Below are 19,124 nucleotides of genomic sequence, written 5' to 3'. Positions count from 1 at the left end.
AAGCACCAAGCACCAAGCACCAAGCACCAAGCACCAAGCACCAAGCACAGAGCACAGAGCACAGAGCGCCAACAGGACCGGGGGCCCCACGGGGCCCCTTCCCTCGTTCTCCCCCGTCGAAGACACTGCCACGATGCACGCCTTACTCCGCCGCCCTGTCGCCGTCGCCTTCCTCTGCGCGACCTTCACCCTCTCCGCCACCGCCTGCGACCGGCACGTCGGCGACCTGACCAAGTCCGAGCTTCTCGACAAGGCGATCAGGGCGACGGAGTCGGCGGAGTCCGTGACCGTGCACTCCGACGGGTTCTCATTGGCGTTGCCGGTGAAGAGCCGCACCTCCTACGACGGCCGCGGGAACTGCACCACCGCGCTGTCCTACGGCACGTCGGACACGATCGACGTCATCAGGGTCGACGGGGACACGTACGTGCGCCGCGGCGAGGCTCGCCTGCGCAGGGAAGAGGGGCACCGGAGCCCGGAGGACCTGGCGGCCCTGATCGACAGGCTCGGCGGCCGCTGGACGAAGCCGCCCGTCGACGGCCCGGACGCCCCGGCGGAGCCGGCGCTCTGCGGCCGGCTGACGCTCGACGCCCTGGAGAACGGCTGGGGCGACGACGCCGCGAAGGGAGAGCCCACCACTGTCGACGGACGGAAGGCTCTGAAGCTGGTGAAGGCGGGCACCGAGAACGAGACAGCCGTCCACATCGCGGCGGAGGGCCCGCCCTACATCCTGAGGATCGTCACGAAGGGCGGCGACACGCCGGGGACCACCACCTTCGACTACGACCGGCCGGTCGAGGTGAAGGCCCCGCCGGCCGGGGCCGTCGTCATGGCGGACTGATCCGCCGTTCCACCGTCAGAGGGCGTGCCGAACCCACACGTTGGGCTCGACATAGACCGCGTAGCCCCGCGAGACCTCGCAGTGGACCGGGACGAGGGCCTTCTCGACCTCGACCGGACCGTCCGTGTCGAACGGCAGCCCCGTCCACTCGCGCCACTGCTCGACGGAACCGCTGACCGTCATCGACGCCGGGGCCACCGCCTCGACGACACCGCCCGCACGGACGTGGACGCGCAGCCACGGGTCGACGGGCAGGCCGTCGGACTCGCGGGTGCGGAAGGCGTACTCGTGGATGGAGGACTCCGCCTCCAGGTGCTTGCCGTTGGGGCGGACCGGGGCGACGAGCTCCGAGAAGCCGAGCCGCTTCGTGTTGTCCCGCATCGCGGCGAGCATCCGGTGCGAGACGCCGTTGCCCAGCGCGCTCGTGTCGACCGTGATCTCGATCGCGCTGACGGTGTCCGGCTCGCGGCCGGCCCGCAGGTCCGAGAAGGCCCAGAGCAGCACCTCGTCCCAGCCCCGGGGCGGCAGCCCGCGGCGGCCGTCGACGTCCATCCGGAAGGGGACGCTGAAGCCGCGCGCGACGACCTTGCCCTCGGAGTCGGTGGCGACGAGGACGTACTCCGGCAGCTCACGCACGATCCGGCCGATGTTCGCCCAGCCCACCGGGTCGTACATCATGAACTCGGGCCAGAGGTCGAGCATGCTCCACATCGGCCCTTCCAGCTCGGGACGGGCGGCGAGGGTCGATATGTTCAGGTCCATGCGGGCAGGATAAAGATCATCTTCCCGGTGGGGAAACGATTTTCCCGACAGTTCGGCCGCCTACGGGAGCTTCTGCTGCGGGCAGCGGTCGAGGACCCGCTTCATCGCGTCCCGCTCGGCGCCGGTCACCCACACCCCGTACTTCTTCTTCACGGCGACCTGCCGGGCGACATAGGTGCAGCGGTACGCCCTGTTCGGCGGGAGCCAGGTCGCGGCGTCGCCGTCGGACTTGCGCCGGTTCGCCGAGGAGTCGACGGCGAGGAGGTTGAGCGGGTCGTTGGCGAAGCGGCGGCGGGTGTCCGCGTCCCACTTACGGGCGCCCTTCTGCCAGGCGTCGGAGAGCGCCACGACGTGGTCGATGTCGACCTTGCTGCGGCCCCGGACGTACTCGACGGTGGTGCCGGTGTACGGGTCGTCGGTGAGGGTCCCGGAGGCGACCTTGCAGCGGCCGTCCGTGAGGCGGACGCCGGTCAGGTCGCGCCGGAGCACGTCGTCGCGGGTGCCGCAGCCGTTGCCGTCGACGTCCGCCCAAGCCCGGCCGAACTTCTCGCGCTCGTAACCGGTCTTCGGGGCCCGGCCCTTGACGGTGAGGGTGTCCACGGCGGCGAGCGCGGACCCGCGCGCGGCGGGCCTGCCGCCGGCTCCCCCGTCGGACGCGGGGGTGTCGGAGCCGGGCGAGCAGGCGGTGGCCACCAGGGCGGCGACGGCGAGGACAGTCGCGGCGAGGGGCTTTCGATACGTCAGCACGCTGGAATCCTAGGGTGGGCGAATTCGAGCCGGTTCGTCCCCCTTGCTTCCCTCGTGGATCCCCGCGGGCCCCTCGTGGATCCCCGCGGGCCCCTCGCGATCCGCGCCGGAAGGTAGCGTTCCGACCTTCCGAAACGACACCTCAGGGGGACGCATGCAAGGGTCCGGAGTGCTCCGGGCGCTGACGGCCGTACTGGCCTTCATGTGCGCGGGGCTCATGCTGACAGCACCTCGGGCGCAGGCCGACACGGTGGGCCCGTCGGCCGCGCCGCCGGTCAGGACGTACACGTACAACATGTGCGGCAGCGGCGGGACCGGTGGGTGCGACGTCAGCGCCGCGGGCAACGAGGCGCGGTACGACGCGATCGTCGGCGAGACGGCGGCGGGCGTCTGGAACGCCGACTACCTCTTCCTCGTCGAGGTCTGCCGGTACCAGTTCGACGACCTGAAGGCCCGTCTCGGCAGCCGCGGATACGCGGGCCGTTACGTCGAGACCGTCCCCGCCGGGAGCCTCGGGTCGCTCTGCAAGGACCCGGTCGGGACCACCACGCCGAGCTACGGCATGGCCACCTTCGTCAGGGGCGTCGTCGTCGACGGCGTCGACCTCACCCTGGACACGCGGGCCGCGATCCTGACCACCGTCCCGGGGTCGAACGCCGAGGACATCAAGGCCCCCTGCGTCAAGGCCTGGGTGCAGTCCCGGCAGACCTGGGCGTGCTCCGTGCACCTCTGGTGGGGCCTCCCCACCCTCCCCGCCAACCCCACACCCCAGCAGCAGGCGACTCACTCCGTGATGACCAGGGAGGCCGACAGGCTGGCCGCCCAGGCCAGGACCTGGGAGGACGCGGGCCTCCCCGTCGTCCTCGGCGGCGACTTCAACTCCTCGCCGTGGGGCGACGTCCTCGACCGCTTCTACGAGGCCGGTGCCGGCGAGGGCGGCCACGGCACCTTCGCCGAGGCCGACGAGACCGACGCCGACCGCTTCGGGATGCGCGGCACCCTCTGCGCCGCCCCGGCCGTGCGCTGCCGCAGCGGACAGCTCACCAAGCTCGACGCGGCGCACACGACGCAGACGCAGAAGCTCGACTACACCTTCTTCAGCTCCCGGTACTTCCGCGGCGAGGTGGGCGACGTGCCTCCCGAGCCGAGGACCCCGACCGTCGGGAAGTGGATCTCCGACCACCTGCCGATCCGCGGCGCGGCCTACTGGGCGGACTGCGTCGCCTACGGCGCCACACCCGGCGCCGTGTTCCGGCGGGACGCGGCCGGCGGGCTGTACCGCTACGAGGGCCGGGCCGACGGCGCCGGAGTGGCCAAGCCCTGCAAGGTCGGCACCGGCTGGTCCGGGATGAAGCGGGTGGCCCGCCAGGGCACGACCCTCGCCGCCGTCGACACGGCCGGCGACCTGTGGCACTACGAGGCCGCCCCCTCCGACGGTTCGTACTCCGGCGGCGCCGGCCGTACGGCGGCGGGGACCGGCTTCGGGAACGACGACCTGCTCCTCGCCCCGGGCGACGCCGACGGTGACGGCGTCGCCGACCTGATCACCCGCGACTCCGCGGGCGCCCTCTGGCTCCACAAGGGGACCGGCCCGCACGGCTACGCCCCGCGCACCCGGATCGCCGACATCGACGGCGACGGGGGCACCTGGGGCGGCTACCGGTCCGTGGTCGCCGTCGACTTCGACCGGGACCTCACCGGCCCGAAGGCGCCCGACCTCCTCGCGGTCGACGCCGGCGGCCGGCTCTGGTTCCACCGCGGGAACGGCGACGGAACGTTCTCCGCGCGCCAGGCCATCGGCACCGGCTGGACCGTCTACGACGCCCTCGTCGCCCCCGGCGACCTGGACGGCGACGGAAGGCCCGACCTGGTCGGCCGCGAGGCCGGGGGTGACCTCTACTCCTACAAGGGCGACGGCGCCGGCGGCTACGCCCCGCGCGTGAAGATCGGTTCGAGCTTCCCCTCGGGCGAACTGCTCTTCTGAGTCACGTGACGCGTGAATCCCCGTGACGCTCCGGCCTCACACCTTGCCGATGCCGAGGGTGTTCTCGGAGGGGAGCAGGCCGGAGCCGATCGCCGACAGCCAGGGGCCGCCGAGGAGTTCGGCGAGGCGGGCCGTGTCCTCGGGGCCGAGGGCGGCCCAGGGCGCGGCGGCCAGTTCGTCCGTACGCAGCTCGACCTCGGCGCGCAGGGCGCGGCCCACTTCGGTGACGGCGCCGTCCTCGTCCAGGACCCCGCGGGCGGTGAGGCGCTCGCGGGCGGCCGCCCACTCGGCCGCGCTCCAGCCCCGGCTCTCGAAGACCGGCTCGGGGGCGGCGCCGATCGCCGCGAAGGAGACGAGCGCCTCGACCGGGTCGAGCCCGGCGACGAGGAGCGCGGCGAGGTGGCCGTCGCCGCGGTGCTCGCGCAGGATCGTCGCGGCCTGCCAGAGGACGAGGTGCGGGGCCTCGGGCCAGGGCAGGGCGGCGTTGGCGGCGGCGAGGGGGCGTCCCTCCGTCCCGGCGGCCTCGGCGGCGCGGCGGGCGAGGGCGGCGGCCTCGGCGAGCTCGGGGCTCTTGACCGTGTCCTCGCCGAGGACGGCCCGGTAGGTGCGGTCGACGGCGCGGAGGCGGGCGGCGAGGACGTCGACGGGGGGCGCGGAGGGCGCGCCCGGGACGTAGCGGGCGACCATCCCGGGGCTGAAGCTGTAGAAGGCCGAGGTGACCCCGACCGGGCCTGGCGCTCCCAGCGGGGCGGAGCGCCAGGCGAAGTAGGAGGGCCAGCGCTCGGCGGTGTCGTAGCCGAGGGCGGCGGCCTCGTCGAAGGCCTCGGGGGCGTAGTAGAGCAGGGCGTGCAGCGGTTCGAGCAGGTGCCACATCTGACGTACGCGTGTGGATTCCACGGGGTACCCCTCTCGCGATGACGGCGGACCATCAACTTGTCACTGACTAGATACTGCGCCCCGAGAGCCAACTTGTCAACGACTAGATGAGGGCTAGGCTGCCCCCATGAGTCCGAGCCGGAAGACCTACCACCACGGCGACCTGCGGCAGTCCGTCCTCGCCGCCGCCCTCGACGTGATCGCCGCCGAGGGCCCCGGGGCGCTGAGCCTGCGCGACCTCGCCCGCCGCGCCGGCGTCTCCCACGCCGCCCCCGCCCACCACTTCAAGGACCGCACCGGCCTCCTCACGGCCATCGCCACCGAGGGGTACGACCTCCTGGCCGCGGCCCTCGCCGGCACGCCCGAGCTGCGCGAACGCGGCGTGCGGTACGTGCGGTTCGCGACGGAGCACCCGGCCCACTTCCAGGTCATGTTCCAGCCGGACCTGCTCCGCGCCGACGACCCGGAGCTCCTGGCCGCGAAGGAACGCGCCTCCGCCGAACTCCGGGCGGGCGTCGCCGGCCTGCCGGACGTCCCGGACGCCCGCACGGCGGGCATCGCGGCCTGGTCCCTCGCCCACGGCTTCGCGACCCTGGTCCTCACCGGAAACATCGAGGCGGCCCTGGGCGACCGGGAGCCGGAGGACTACTTCCGCTCGCTCACCGGACTCCTCTTCACCGGCCAACTCCCGCAGAAGGACCGGAGTTGATTCCCGACGACCGGGAATAGCCCGCGCCTGCCCGCAATTGATGCCAGCATGCAAACGTCGAACACCCTGCGCCGCACCACCCTCGCCCTCCTGACCGCCGCCGCCCTCGGCCTGGCCCCCACCGCCCTCGCCGAGACCGGCTCCGGCTCCGGCTCCGGCCACAAGGGCTCCCCCTGGCGTGCCGCCTGGGCCGCGTCCCCGCAGTCGCCGACCGCGCCCTTCACCGCCAACTGGTCGCAGCAGGGCTTCGACAACCACACGGTCCGCCAGGTCGTCCGGGTCACCACCGGCGGCACCCGCGCCCGGATCGAGCTGACGAACCGTTACGGCTCCACTCCGCTGCGGATCGCGGGCGCGACCGCGGCCCGGACCGCCGAGGGCGGCGCGGTGCGCCCCGGCTCCGTACGCCAACTCCGCTTCGACGGCCGCGCGTCCGTGACGGTCCCGGCCGGCGGCACCCTCCTCAGCGACGCCGCCAACCTCCCCGTCGAGGCCTTCGGCTCGCTCACCGTCACCCTCTACCTCGCGGAGAGGACCGGCCCCACCACCTTCCACCACTTCGCCTCGGCCACCAGCTACCGCGCCGCCGGCGACCACCGCGGCGACCTGACCGGCGCGGCCTTCCAGGAGACCAGCGCGTCCTGGTACTTCCTCTCCGGCGTCGAGGTCACCGGCGGCCGGGACTCCGGACGCCGGAACGGTGTCGTGACCTTCGGCGACTCCATCACCGACGGCGTCGGCTCCACGCCCGACACGAACGGCCGCTACCCCGACGAGCTGGCGGAACGCCTCGCCGCGGCCGGACGCCAGCGCGCCGTCGTCAACCACGGCATCGCCGGCAACCAGGTCGTCAACGACACCACCTGGGCGGGCGAGAAGGGCCTCAAGCGCTTCCGGCAGGACGTGCTGGCGGAACCCGGCGTCCGGACCGTGATCGTCCTCGAAGGCATCAACGACATCGGCGGCAGCACGGCGACCTTCCCGGCCCCGCCCACCCCCGACGTCTCCGCCGCGCGCCTGATAGCGGGCCACCGCACCCTGATCCGCGAGGCGCACGCGAAGGGCCTCAAGATCGTCGGCGCGACCCTCACCCCGGTCAAGGGCTCGTACTACGACACCCCGGCGAACGAGGCCAAGCGGGAGGCCGTCAACGACTGGATCCGCACCTCCGGCGCGTACGACGCGGTCGTCGACTTCGACCGGGCGGTCGCGGACCCGGCGGACCCGGACCGCATCCTCCCGGCGTACGCCTCCGGCGACGGCCTCCACCCGAACGACGCGGGCTACGAGGCGATGGCCGCGGCGGTGGACCTGGACGAGTTGTAGCCCCCGTGGTGCGGCGCCCCGCCCCTACGGCTCGGGGTGCCGCACCAGCCACTCCTGGAACTCCCGGTGCCGGAACTGGTAGACGGCGCCGGAGGTCCGCATCAGCCCGGCGGAGACGGACGCCCCATCAATCGGCCCGGCCGCGTCCTCGCCGTCCAGGGCCCACAGGACGCCCGCCACCGCCAGGGCGAGCAGGCCCGCGCCCAGCAGCCGGCCCCGTACCGTCCAGCTCCCTCGTCCCCCGTCCGACATGGGGACATCCTGCCGGACGGGGAACGGTCAGAGTGTCACGATCCCAGGATCGTCGTGAGGAACTCGCCCGTCCACGCGAGCAGTTCGCGCCCCACCACCGGCTTCCCGCCGATCTTCCCGCTCGTCGGCCGCGGCACCAGGATCTGGTGGACCGCCGGCTTGATGACCGTGCGCGGGTACAGGCGCTTCAGGCGCAGCTCCTGCGACTCGCGCAGCTCCACCGGGGCGAAGCGGATGTTCGGGCCCTGGAGGACGATCTCGCCCACGCCGCACGCCCGCGCCAGCATCCGCAGGCCCGCGACCAGGAGCAGGTTCTCGACCGGCTCCGGCAGCTTGCCGTAGCGGTCGGTGAGTTCCTCGCGTACGGCCCTGATGTCCTCCTCCGAGTTCGCTGAGGCGATCGAGCGGTAGGCCTGGAGGCGGAGCCGCTCGCCCGGCGCGTAGTCGTGCGGCATGTGGGCGTCGACCGGGAGCTCGATCTTGACCTCCAGCGGCGCCTCCTCCTCCGCGCCGCCCTCCATCTGCGCCCGGTAGTCCGCGACCGCCTCGCCGACCATGCGGACGTACAGGTCGAAGCCGACGCCCGCGATGTGGCCGGACTGCTCGCCGCCGAGGAGGTTGCCCGCGCCGCGGATCTCCAGGTCCTTCATCGCCACGTACATGCCGGCGCCCATCTCGGTGTGCTGGGCGATCGTCGCGAGCCGCTCGTGCGCGGTCTCCGTCAGCGGCTTCTCCGGCGGGTACAGGAAGTACGCGTAACCGCGCTCGCGGCCACGGCCGACGCGGCCGCGCAGCTGGTGGAGCTGCGAGAGGCCGAAGTTGTCGCCGCGCTCGACGATCAGGGTGTTGGCGTTGGAGATGTCGATGCCCGATTCGACGATCGTCGTCGAGACGAGCACGTCGAACTTCTTCTCCCAGAAGTCGACGACGACCTGCTCCAGAGCCGATTCCGACATCTGGCCGTGGGCCGTGGCGATCCGCGCCTCCGGCACGATCTCGCGCAGCCGCGCCGCCGCCCGGTCGATCGAGTCGACGCGGTTGTGGATGTAGAAGACCTGCCCCTCGCGCAGGAGTTCGCGCCGGATCGCGGCGCCGATCTGCTTCTCCTCGTACGGGCCGACGAAGGTGAGGACCGGGTGGCGCTCCTCCGGCGGGGTGGTGATCGTCGACATCTCGCGGATGCCGGTGACCGCCATCTCCAGGGTGCGCGGGATCGGGGTTGCGGACATCGTCAGCACGTCGACGTTGGCCCGGAGCTTCTTCAGCTGCTCCTTGTGCTCGACGCCGAAGCGCTGCTCCTCGTCGACGATGACCAGGCCCAGGTCCTTGAACTTCGTCTCGGAGGCGAAGAGCCGGTGGGTGCCGATGACGACGTCGACCGAGCCCTCCCGGAGCCCCTCCAGGGTCGCCTTCGACTCGGTGTCGGTCTGGAAGCGGGAGAGCGCCCGGACGTTCACCGGGAACTGCGAGTACCGCTCGCTGAACGTGCCGAAGTGCTGCTGGACGAGCAGCGTCGTCGGGACGAGGACGGCGACCTGCTTGCCGTCCTGGACGGCCTTGAAGGCGGCTCGCACCGCGATCTCCGTCTTGCCGTAGCCGACGTCGCCGCAGATCAGACGGTCCATGGGGACCGTCTTCTCCATGTCCTCCTTGACCTCGGCGATCGTGGAGAGCTGGTCGGGGGTCTCCGCGTACGGGAAGGCGTCCTCCAGCTCGCGCTGCCAGGGCGTGTCCTGGCCGAAGGCGTGGCCGGGGGCCGCCATGCGGGCCGAGTACAGCTTGATCAGGTCGGCGGCGATCTCCTTGACGGCCTTCTTCGCGCGCGCCTTCGTCTTCGTCCAGTCCGCGCCGCCGAGGCGGTGCAGGGTGGGCGCCTCGCCGCCGACGTACTTGGTGACCTGCTCCAGCTGGTCGGTGGGGATGTACAGCCGGTCGCCGGGCTGGCCGCGCTTGGCGGGGGCGTACTCGACGAGGAGGTACTCGCGGGTCGCGCCCTGCACGGTCCGCTGGACCATCTCCACGTACCGGCCGACGCCGTGCTGCTCGTGGACGATGTAGTCGCCGACCTCCAGGGTCAGCGGGTCGATGGTCTTGCGGCGCTTGGCCGGCATCCGCTGGCCGTCCTTGCCGGCCGCCTTCTGGCCGGACAGGTCGGTCTCGGTGAGGACGGCGAGCTTCAGCGCCGGGTCGACGAAGCCGTAGTCGATGGAGCCGGTCGACACGTGCACGACGGACGGCGCGATCTCCGCGAGGTCCGCGTCGAGGCGGGCGGCGATGCCCTCGCCGCCGAGGACCTCGACCGTGCGGGTGGCGGGGCCGTGGGCCTCCGTGACGTACACCGTTCGCCAGCCCTCGGCCAGCCAGCCCTTGGTGTCGGCGAGCGCGCGGGCGGTGTCGCCGCGGTACGACTCGGGGGCGCGCATGCCGAGGGTCAGGGTGTCCCCCGACAGGACCTCGTCCGCCGCGAACGGCGACACCGACCACCAGGCGATGTCCAGCTCGCGCGCCCGGTCTCGGACGTCCGCGATCCCCCACAAGGAGGCCGCGCCGACGTCGATCGGGGCCTCGCCGCCGCCCGCGGTCGCCGCCCACGAGGCCTGGAGGAACTCCTGCGAGGTCGCCACCAGGTCGGCGGCCCGTGTGCGGACCCGCTCCGGGTCGCAGACGACGGTCATGGCGCCCTTCGGGAGCACGTCGAGCAGCAGCTCCATGTCGTCGACGAGGACCGGGGCCAGGGACTCCATGCCCTCGACGGCGATCCCCTCGGCGATCTTGTTGAGCAGCTCGCCGAGCTCGGGGTGTTCGACGGCGAGCGCCGCCGCCCTCTCCCGTACGTCATCCGTGAGGAGCAGTTCGCGGCAGGGCGGCGCCCACAGGCCGTGCTCGGCGACTTCGAGGGAGCGCTGGTCCGCCACCTTGAAGTAGCGGATCTCCTCGACGTCGTCGCCCCAGAACTCGATGCGGAGCGGGTGCTCCTCGGTGGGCGGGAAGACGTCCAGGATGCCGCCGCGCACGGCGAACTCGCCGCGCTTCTCGACGAGCTCGACGCGGGAGTACGCGGCGGCCGCGAGGCCCTCGACGATCTCGTTCAGATCCGCCGTCTGGCCGCTGCGCAGCGCCACGGGCTCCAGGTCGCCGAGGCCCTTGACCTGCGGCTGGAGCACGGAGCGGATGGGTGCGACGACGACGCTGACGGGGCCGGCGGCCGGGTCGTCGTCGCGGGGGTGCGCGAGGCGTCGCAGCACGGCGAGGCGTCGGCCGACGGTGTCGGAGCGGGGCGAGAGCCGCTCGTGCGGCAGGGTCTCCCAGGAGGGGTACTCGGCGACCGTGTCGGGGTCGAGGAGCGAGCGCAGGGCGGCGGCCAGGTCCTCGGCCTCCCGGCCGGTCGCGGTGACCGCGAGGACCGGGCGCCCCGAGTCGCGGGCCAGCGCGGCCACGGCGAAGGGCCGGGCGGCGGCGGGCCCGACCAGGTCGACGTGCGGGCGGTTCCCGTCGGCGGCGGCCTTCACCGCCTCGGCGAGAGCCGCGTCCTTGACGACTACATCGAGCAGGCCGTGCAGGCTCATGGAGCTTTCCATCCCGGGTTCGGAGTACGGGGCGCGGTGGCGCGGGGCGGGCAACGCGAACGGCCCGACACGTCGCACGGGCCGGGGTGCCCAGCCTACGACGTGCCGCTGTCGCTCGCCCGAAGGAAAGGCGCCACTCGGAGGGATGGCCGATCCCGCTCCCGGACGGCGGGCGGCCCCGGTGCGTGTCGTCGCACACCGGGGCCGCCGGGTCCTGCGTACCGCCGACGCGCCTACTCGCTCGCGATCGCGTTCAGGACGTTCATGCGGCCGGCGCGGAAGGCCGGGACCAGGGCCGCGAAGAGGCCCACGAAGGCCGAGCCGACGAAGACGGTGAGGATCGTCGGCCAGGGGATCTCCAGGACGCCGAGGCCCTCCAGGGCCAGCAGCTTCTGGGCGGCCGTGCCCCAGCCCATGCCCAGACCGAGGCCCAGGAGGGCGCCGAAGAGGGCGATGACCACGGACTCCAGGCGGATCATGCGGCGCAGCTGGCGGCGGGAGAGGCCGATGGCCCGCATGAGGCCGATCTCGCGGGTCCGCTCGACCACCGAGAGGGCCAGGGTGTTCACGACGCCGAGGATCGCGACGACGATCGCGAGGGCGAGGAGCCCGTACACGATGTTGAGGAGCTGGCCGACCTGGTCCTTGAGGGCCTCCTTGTAGTCGGCCTGGTTGCTGGCCTTGTACTGGGGGTAGGGCGCGAGGGCCTTCTTGACCGCCTCGTACGCCTGGGTCTCCTGGCCCTCCTTCGCGCTGGCGAGGAGCAGCAGGCTGTGCGGCATCCGGTCGGCCGGGACGTAGCGGGCGACGGTGGAGACGTTGGTGTACATCGCGCCGTTGTCGACCTGGCCGGTGTCCGCGGTGATCGCCGCGACCTTGAGCTTCGCCGTCCTGCCGCCGGTGAAGGCCATGGTCAGCACGTCGCCGACCTTCACGCCGTGCTCGGTGGCGTAGTCGCTGCCGACGGACATCGCGTCCGCGCCGTACGCGTCGGCGAGGGTGCCGGAGGCCGTCTCCCGGCGGAGGTCCTGCGTGTACGTCGGTTCGGTGGCGGCCAGGTCGGCCGTCGTGGTCTTCCCGCGCGGGTCGGTGACCTTGGCGTCGACCCACCTGTACTCGGTGACGTGGTCGAGGCCGGGGACCTTCTCCAGGGCGGCCTGCGCCTGCGGGACGATCGGCTGGCCGGTGCCGGACTGGACGATGAAGTCGGCGCCGACGGAGCGGTCCAGCTCGTCGGTGGCCGAGGCGACCATCGAGGAGCCGACCACCGAGAGGCAGGCGACGAGGGCGAGGCCGATCATCAGGGCGGCGCCGGTGGCGCCGGTGCGGCGCGGGTTGCGCAGGGCGTTGCGCTCGGCCATGCGGCCGACGGGGCCGAAGACCCGCAGGACGACGACGCCGAGGGCGCGGACCACACCGCCCGCGAGGAGCGGGCCGATGACGATGAAGCCGAGGAGGGAGAGGACGACGCCGAGGCCGAGCCAGAGGGAGCCGGGACCGGCCTCTTCGGCGCGGGTCGCGGCCCACAGGGCGGCGGCTCCGGCGGCGGTGAGGGCGAGGCCGAGCCCGCCCCGGACGCGTCCGGCCTTTCCGTCGGCGGGGGTGCCGGCGTCGCGGAGGGCGGCCATCGGGGAGACCTTGCCGGCCCGGCGGGCCGGGACGTAGGCGGCGAGGACGGTGACGACGATGCCGAGGGCGAGGCCGACCGCGGGGGTCGTCCAGGCGACGGTGAGGTCGCGGGTGGAGAGCTCCATGCCCATCGAGGACATGAGCTTCATGAGGCCGACGGCGAGCCCGACGCCCGCCGCGACGCCGGCGACCGAGCCGACGATGCCGAGGAGCAGCGCCTCGACGAGGACCGAGCGGTTGACCTGCTTGCGGCTGGAGCCGATCGCCCGCATGAGGCCGATCTCGCGGGTCCGCTGGGCGACCAGCATGGAGAAGGTGTTGACGATGAGGAAGATGCCGACGAGGAAGGCGATCCCGGCGAAGCCGAGCATCGCGTACTTCATGACGTCGAGGAATCCGGCGACGTCCTCGCGGCCCGCGTCGGCGGCCTCGGCGGCGGTCTGGAGCTTGTAGCCGTCGCCGATGGCGGCGGCGATGTCCGCCTTCAGCGCGTCATCGCTGACACCGGGCTTGGCGTCGGCCTGGACCTGCGTGAACAGGCCTTCCTTGCCGAGGAGTTCGCGCTGCGCGGTGGCCGTGTCGAAGTAGACGAGGGTGGCGCCGGGGTTGGTGACCTTGAAGTCGACGATGCCGGAGATCTTCGCGGTGAAGTCGCCGTCGACGGCGATGGTCCGCAGCTCGTCGCCGATCTTCAGGCCGTGCTTCTCGGCGGTGGCGCCGTCGACGACCACGTCGGTGGGGCCGCGCGGCTCGTGGCCCTCGACGAGCTCCACCGAACGGAGCTCGTTGGGGCTCCAGTTGAGGGCGATGGTCGGGGCGCCGCTGGTGGGCCCGACGTTCTTGTTCTTCGCGTCGACGACGGTGACGCTGGTGGAGGCGATCGCGCCCTGCGCAGCCTGGACGCCCTCCGTCTTCCTGACCTGCTCGACGAGCGAGGCGGGGAGGGACTCGGGGCGGCCGGTCTGCGGGGACTCGTCTTCGGCCGCCGCGCCCTTCGGGCTGACGCTGACGTCGGAGGCGGTCGACGCGAAGAGCTTGTCGAACGTCGTGTTCATCGTGTCGGTGAAGACGAGCGTCCCCGAGACGAAGGCGACGGAGAGGAGGACGGCGACGGCGGAGAGCGCCATGCGTCCCTTGTGCGCGAGGAAGTTGCGCAGCGAGGTCTTGAGGACGGTCATGACGTCCGCCCGCGCGCGTCGAAGTCCTTCATGCGGTCGAGGACGGCTTCGGCGGTGGGCCGCTCCATCTCGTCCACGATCCGCCCGTCGGCGAGGTAGAGCACCCGGTCGGCGTAGGAGGCGGCGACCGGGTCGTGGGTGACCATGACGATCGTCTGCCCCAGCTCGTCGACGGACTGCCGCAGGAAGCCGAGGACCTCGGCGCCGGCCCGGGAGTCGAGGTTTCCGGTCGGCTCGTCACCGAAGATGATCTCGGGCCGGGCGGCGAGCGCGCGGGCCACGGCGACGCGCTGCTGCTGGCCGCCGGAGAGCTGGTTGGGCCGGTGCTTGAGGCGCTCGGAGAGCCCGACGGTGTCGACGACCCGGCGCAGCCAGTCGGCGTCCGGCTTCCGTCCCGCGATGTCCATCGGGAGCGTGATGTTCTCGAGGGCGTTCAGGGTCGGCAGCAGGTTGAACGCCTGGAAGATGAAGCCGATCCGGTCGCGGCGCAGCTGCGTGAGCTTCTTGTCCTTGAGCCCGGTGATCTCGGTGTCGTCGAGGAAGATCTCGCCGCTGGTGACGGTGTCGAGTCCGGCGAGGCAGTGCATCAGGGTCGACTTGCCGGAGCCGGAGGGCCCCATGATCGCGGTGAAGCGGCCACGGGCGATGTCCACGTCGACGGAGTCCAGCGCGACGACCCGGGTCTCCCCGGTGCCGTACGCCTTGACGACCTGACGCGCCCGCGCGGCGACGGCCGTGCTCTCTCCCGTACCCCCGTGCCTGGGGATGGTCACAGCCGAAGTCACGGTCTTCTCCTTGGTGGGCGGAACTGGGCGGATGGGGTGGGGCTGGTTTGTAAGTTCAAGTTAAGAAGCGAGAACGGGACTTCTCCTCCTCCGGCGGGACGAACGACCCCTGGCCCGTATGGGGGAGGAGCCCCTAGGGGTTCCTCAGCCCCTGGTACTGGTGAGACCCTGTCCCGAACATTTAGGTGTACGAAGAAAGGAAACGCACGGTGACCGAGTCCCCCACGACACCGGCGGCAACGGCGCCCTCCCCCGGCTCGGCCGCGGCCGCACGACGCGGACCGGTCGTGGCCGCGCTCATGCTCGGCATGGGGCTCGCCGCCATCGACGGCACGATCGTCTCGACCGCCGTCCCCCAGATCGTCGGCGACCTCGGCGGCCTCGCCGTCTTCTCCTGGCTGTTCTCCGGCTACCTGCTCGCCGTGACCGTGACCCTGCCGGTGTACGGGAAGCTCAGCGACACCTTCGGCCGCAAGCCCGTCCTCATCGCCGGGATCGTCCTCTTCCTCATCGGCTCCCTGCTCTGCGCCGCCGCCTGGAGCATGGCCTCCCTCATCGCCTTCCGCGTCGTCCAGGGCCTCGGCGGCGGCGCGCTCCAGGGCACGGTCCAGACGATCGCCGCCGACCTGTACCCGCTGAAGGAACGCCCCAGGATCCAGGCCCGGCTCTCCTCCGTCTGGGCCGCGTCCTCCGTCGCCGGCCCGGCGGTCGGCGGACTGCTCGCCGGATACGCCGACTGGCGCTGGATCTTCCTCGTCAACCTGCCGATCGGGCTCGTCGCCCTCTGGCTCGTCACCCGCCACCTGGTCGAACCGCAGCGGGCCACGGCCGCGCCCCGCGAACGCCCCCGCATCGACTGGGCCGGCGCACTCGGCGTCTTCGCCACCGGGGCCCTGCTCATCACCGCGCTCGTCCAGGGCGGCGTCGCCTGGCCCTGGCTCTCGGCCCCGTCCCTCGCCCTCCTGGGCGGGGCGGTCGCCCTCGGCGCCCTGACCGTCGTCATCGAGCGGCGGGCGGCCGAGCCGATCATCCCCGGCTGGGTCTGGCGCCGCCGCACCATCGCCGCCGTCAACCTGTCCCTGGGCGCCCTCGGCCTCCTGATGGTCGCCCCGACGGTCTTCCTGCCGACGTACGCGCAGTCCGTCCTGGGCCTCGGCCCGATAGCCGCCGGCTTCGTCCTCTCCACCTGGACCCTGAGCTGGCCCATCAGCGCCGCGTTCTCCAACCGGGTCTACACCCGCATCGGCTTCCGCCTCACCGCCGTCCTCGGCATCTCCGGCGCCCTGCTGCTGCTCCTGGCCTTTCCGTTCCTGCCGTTCCCCGGCGAACCCTGGCAGCCCGCGCTGATCATGCTGCTCCTGGGCGCGGCACTCGGCCTCTTCCAACTGCCCCTGATCGTCGGCGTCCAGTCGACCGTCCCGTACGAGGAGAGGGGCACGACGACCGCCTCGGTCCTCTTCTGCCGCCAGATCGGCCAGACCGTCGGCGCGGCCCTCTTCGGCGCTGTCGCGAACGGCGTCCTGGCGTCCCGCCTCGGCTCCGGGAGCGGCGACCTGGACACCCTGGCCCGCGCCCTCGACGACCCCGCCTCCCTGACCGCCGAGACGACGGACCACCTGCGCCGGGCGGTGGACGCGGCGGTGGACTGGGTCTACCTGGGCGCGGCGGCAGCGGCGGCCCTGGCCCTCCTGGCCCTGCTCACCCTGGCCCCCCGCCGCTTCCCGGTACTGAAGGAGGCGACGGGGGACGAGGAGTGAGCGTGAGCGTCACCTCCCGTCGCCCCCGCACCACCAGCAGTGGCGGGGAGCACCGCCCCCGGCTCCCTCGACCGGGGGGCGAGGCGTCCGTCAGACGGGCTGGGTGGCGAAGACGAAAAGGCCCTCGGAGGTGCGGACGGCCGCGTACCCGTTCGTCGTGAACTGCGGCATCTGCTCGATCCCCGAGGCCAGCAGCTTCTTGTCGTCGGCGCCGAGCGCGGCTCCGGTGCCGTCCAGGTACGCGTAGAGGACGCCGTTGCCGGGGAGGGCGTTCGGACGGATCGTCACCTCGTCGTCGGCCTGGCGCCACAGCTCCTTGCCGGTCTCCGTGTTCCAGGCGACCGCGCCCTCGCCGTACTGCACCACGGCGGTCTTGCCGTCCGGGGAGATGGCGAGGCCGTCGTCCTCGATGGTGCCGTTGGTCTCGATGGCCGGCCCCTCGACGAGCCGGCGGCCGCTCTTGACGTCGACCAGCGTCATGACCTCCTCGGAGTCTCCGTACGAGGACCAGCCGAGGAGCACCTTGTCACCCTGGAACGGCATCAGCCGCGCGGTGGTCGCCTTGTCCGAGGTGACGAGCTTGGCGATGGCGGCCGGCGGCGCGAGGTCCTTGGTGCTCCACGCCTTCCTGCCCGTGACGACGTCCTTGGCGGTTATCCACCGGGCGGAGGGCTGGAAGGAGATGTCCTCCTGCGAGAAGTAGCCGGTGCCGGAGCCGACCCTCCTCTCCAGGTCGATGTGCGTGGTCTCGCTGGTCTGCGGCTCTCCGTCACCGATCGGGGTGAACGTGGAGCCCTGGGACAGGCCGGCCTCCTCGAGGTAGCCGTACCGGACCGGGGTGATCATGTGGGTGTCCCCGTCGAAGGAGGAGCTTCCCAGCTTCTCGCCGGACGGGGCGTACATGGTCAGCACGGTCTGGGTCGTGGCCTTCTTCAGGCCGCTCGCCGGGGTGTCGACCCGGTTGCGGATCAGCAGGGCCGGCGAACCGTCCCGCCACTCGGCCACCTGAGCCCGGGCAAACGTCGGCGGGGAGGATCCGTCCTGCTTGGGGACGGTGAACTCGAACTTCTTGCGCAGTTCACCGCTCTTGGCGTCGAGGAGCCGGGCGGTGAAGGTGCTCACGTCCGACTGCCCGTTGTTGGAGTCGGTGACGATGACGGCGTCCCCGACCGTGCATACGTCGAGCTGCCCCGTGTCCGGCTCGTCCGCCTTGCTCGCGCAGTTCCCCGCCTCTTCGGCGGTCAGGCTCCAGGCCGGCTTCGCGGCAAGGCCGGGCACCGGCTTGCCCTGGTAGACCGGGCTCTTGGGCGCCGCAGAAGCGGACTCCGTGGCCTGCCCCGTCTTCCCCGTCTCCCCGCCGCCGGGCTTGGCCTCGGGGTCCGCACCTCCGGAGCACCCGGTCACGAGACCCGCGGACAGCACCAGACCGAGCGCCACCGTCGTTCGTTTGCGATTCAAGTTCCTTGCCCGTCTTCCCTCTTGAACTGATCAACGGACAACCATACTGCGATCATGAACCGTCACTGCCGGGCCGCCGGGCCGCGGGGCCGCCGCGCCGCCGGGCGGTCGGCCAGGGCAGGGCAGGGCAGGGCAGGGCAGGCCAGGGCAGGGCAGGCCAGGCCAGGGCAGGGCAGGGGGCGGCCCGGTCGAGCGTGACGGCCGCCGGCGTCAGGGGCGTGGAGGGGGCACCGGTCCGGCCGTTCGAACTCCCGCGAGCCGAATCACCCTGCTTCCGGGCCCTGTTCGGCCTCAGGGGCGGTGGGCGTGGCCGCGGGGCCGGAGCCGGCGGACTCCCCGTCCTCCGTGGACGGTGCCGCGACCCGGCCCGTCAGCGCCGCGAGCGAATGGCGGATGTGCTCCATGTGCCCGTGGATCTCGTCCCGCGCCTCGCCGTGCTCCCGCAGCACCCGCTCCGTCTCGCGCTCGGCCCGCTCGCCCTTCATCCGGGCCTCCGCCAGCACCTCCTCCGCGCGGGCCTCCGCGTCCTCCTGGCCGTGCCGGGCCTGTTCCTCGGTCTCCGCGAGGAAGCGCTGCGCCTCCGCGAGCCTCTCCTCCGCGCGGGCCACCAGCTCCTCGTGGCGCGCGTCCAGTTCGGCTGCCGCGGTCTCCGCCGTGCGCTCGGCCTCGTCCCGTACGGCCGTCTGCTCGGCCCGCTGCTCCGCCTGGAGCTCCGCCGCCCGGCGCTCGGTCTCCTCGAAGACCTCCCGCGCCGCCGACCGCTGCTCCGCCGCCTCGCGGCCCGCGTCCGTCGCCAGCTCCTCGGCCCGCTCGCGCGCGGTCTTCAGGGTGGCGCGGGCCGTCGACTCGGCCGCCGCCCGGACGCCCTCCGCGTACGCCCGGGCCGACTCCTCCGCCTCCCGGCCCGCCGCGTCGGCCGCCTCCGCGAGGGCCTGCGCGTCGGCCTCCGCGGCGCGGACGAGCGTCTCGTCCTCCTGCTCGGCCATCGCCAGGATCTTCCGCGCGCGCTCGCTCAGCGCCTCGTACCGCTGCGGCGCGAGCGCCTCGACGGCCGCGCGCAGCCGTGCCGCCTCCGCCTCCATGTCCTTCGCGAGGACGGTGAGCCGCGCCGCCCGCTCCCACGCCCCGTCACGCTCCTCGGAGAGCGCGGCGAGGTGGCGGTCGACCTGCTCGGGGCGGTACCCGCGCCCCCGCCCGACTGCGAAATTCATCCGTGACGCCCCTTCCGTCCTACGGCCCGACCCATAAAGGATG

Annotated in this window: 14 protein-coding genes; 5 read left to right on the top strand and 9 right to left on the bottom strand. The window is 72.7% G+C overall.

Annotation, left to right across the window (positions count from 1 at the left end; translation table 11 throughout):
* Positions 1 to 133: 133 nt before the first annotated feature.
* On the top strand, positions 134 to 841 hold the full coding sequence (locus IE124_RS14025) for a hypothetical protein (protein WP_189508045.1): 708 nt from the start codon (positions 134 to 136) through the stop codon (positions 839 to 841).
* Between the two features lie 15 nt (positions 842 to 856).
* Here the strand turns inward: IE124_RS14025 and IE124_RS14020 are convergent, their stop codons facing one another.
* Complete coding sequence (locus IE124_RS14020) at positions 857 to 1,603, bottom strand: N-acetyltransferase (protein WP_189508044.1); 747 nt, start codon at positions 1,601 to 1,603, stop codon at positions 857 to 859.
* Between the two features lie 60 nt (positions 1,604 to 1,663).
* Positions 1,664 to 2,350, bottom strand: a complete 687-nt coding sequence (locus IE124_RS14015) for an HNH endonuclease family protein (RefSeq protein WP_189508043.1) — start codon at positions 2,348 to 2,350, stop codon at positions 1,664 to 1,666.
* Between the two features lie 154 nt (positions 2,351 to 2,504).
* Here IE124_RS14015 and IE124_RS14010 point away from each other — a divergent pair, with 154 nt between their 5' ends.
* Positions 2,505 to 4,334 carry an FG-GAP repeat domain-containing protein gene (locus IE124_RS14010; protein ID WP_189508042.1) on the top strand — a complete coding sequence of 610 codons (1,830 nt, stop codon included), beginning with the start codon at positions 2,505 to 2,507 and terminating at the stop codon, positions 4,332 to 4,334.
* A 36-nt stretch (positions 4,335 to 4,370) separates the two neighbouring features.
* On the opposite strand, the gene IE124_RS14005 is transcribed toward IE124_RS14010, so the two are convergent.
* The gene (locus tag IE124_RS14005; protein ID WP_189508158.1) at positions 4,371 to 5,207 is read right to left on the bottom strand and encodes an SCO6745 family protein; all 837 of its coding nucleotides are present in this window, start codon (positions 5,205 to 5,207) and stop codon (positions 4,371 to 4,373) included.
* A 130-nt stretch (positions 5,208 to 5,337) separates the two neighbouring features.
* Here IE124_RS14005 and IE124_RS14000 point away from each other — a divergent pair, with 130 nt between their 5' ends.
* Both IE124_RS14000 and IE124_RS13995 read left to right on the top strand, forming a co-directional pair.
* Entirely contained in the window at positions 5,338 to 5,919 is a 582-nt protein-coding gene (locus tag IE124_RS14000) for a TetR/AcrR family transcriptional regulator (RefSeq protein WP_189508041.1), read from the top strand.
* A 48-nt stretch (positions 5,920 to 5,967) separates the two neighbouring features.
* Positions 5,968 to 7,245, top strand: a complete 1,278-nt coding sequence (locus IE124_RS13995; RefSeq protein ID WP_189508040.1) for an SGNH/GDSL hydrolase family protein — start codon at positions 5,968 to 5,970, stop codon at positions 7,243 to 7,245.
* A 24-nt stretch (positions 7,246 to 7,269) separates the two neighbouring features.
* On the opposite strand, the gene IE124_RS13990 is transcribed toward IE124_RS13995, so the two are convergent.
* From IE124_RS13990 to IE124_RS13975, 4 genes are all read right to left on the bottom strand, one after another.
* The gene (locus tag IE124_RS13990) at positions 7,270 to 7,497 is read right to left on the bottom strand and encodes a hypothetical protein (protein WP_189508039.1); all 228 of its coding nucleotides are present in this window, start codon (positions 7,495 to 7,497) and stop codon (positions 7,270 to 7,272) included.
* Positions 7,498 to 7,532: 35 nt separating this feature from the next.
* Complete coding sequence (gene mfd / locus IE124_RS13985) at positions 7,533 to 11,063, bottom strand: transcription-repair coupling factor (protein ID WP_189508038.1); 3,531 nt, start codon at positions 11,061 to 11,063, stop codon at positions 7,533 to 7,535.
* Between the two features lie 233 nt (positions 11,064 to 11,296).
* Positions 11,297 to 13,870 (bottom strand): ABC transporter permease, encoded by a 2,574-nt coding sequence (locus IE124_RS13980; protein WP_189508037.1) that lies wholly within the window; start codon positions 13,868 to 13,870, stop codon positions 11,297 to 11,299.
* Positions 13,867 to 14,655 carry an ABC transporter ATP-binding protein gene (locus IE124_RS13975; RefSeq protein ID WP_189508036.1) on the bottom strand — a complete coding sequence of 263 codons (789 nt, stop codon included), beginning with the start codon at positions 14,653 to 14,655 and terminating at the stop codon, positions 13,867 to 13,869. The genes IE124_RS13980 and IE124_RS13975 overlap by 4 nt, the downstream gene beginning before the upstream one ends.
* A gap of 209 nt (positions 14,656 to 14,864) precedes the next feature.
* Between IE124_RS13975 and IE124_RS13970 the strand changes: the two genes are divergently transcribed.
* On the top strand, positions 14,865 to 16,412 hold the full coding sequence (locus IE124_RS13970; protein ID WP_229832441.1) for an MFS transporter: 1,548 nt from the start codon (positions 14,865 to 14,867) through the stop codon (positions 16,410 to 16,412).
* 90 nt (positions 16,413 to 16,502) lie between these two features.
* On the opposite strand, the gene IE124_RS13965 is transcribed toward IE124_RS13970, so the two are convergent.
* Positions 16,503 to 17,870 (bottom strand): outer membrane protein assembly factor BamB family protein, encoded by a 1,368-nt coding sequence (locus IE124_RS13965; protein ID WP_189508035.1) that lies wholly within the window; start codon positions 17,868 to 17,870, stop codon positions 16,503 to 16,505.
* 263 nt (positions 17,871 to 18,133) lie between these two features.
* Entirely contained in the window at positions 18,134 to 19,081 is a 948-nt protein-coding gene (locus IE124_RS13960) for a coiled-coil domain-containing protein (RefSeq protein WP_229832440.1), read from the bottom strand.
* Positions 19,082 to 19,124: the final 43 nt, after the last annotated feature.

This window comes from Streptomyces narbonensis, from assembly GCF_014649015.1.
GTDB lineage: Bacteria > Actinomycetota > Actinomycetes > Streptomycetales > Streptomycetaceae > Streptomyces > Streptomyces narbonensis.
This window is presented reverse-complemented; position numbering and strand designations above follow the sequence as displayed.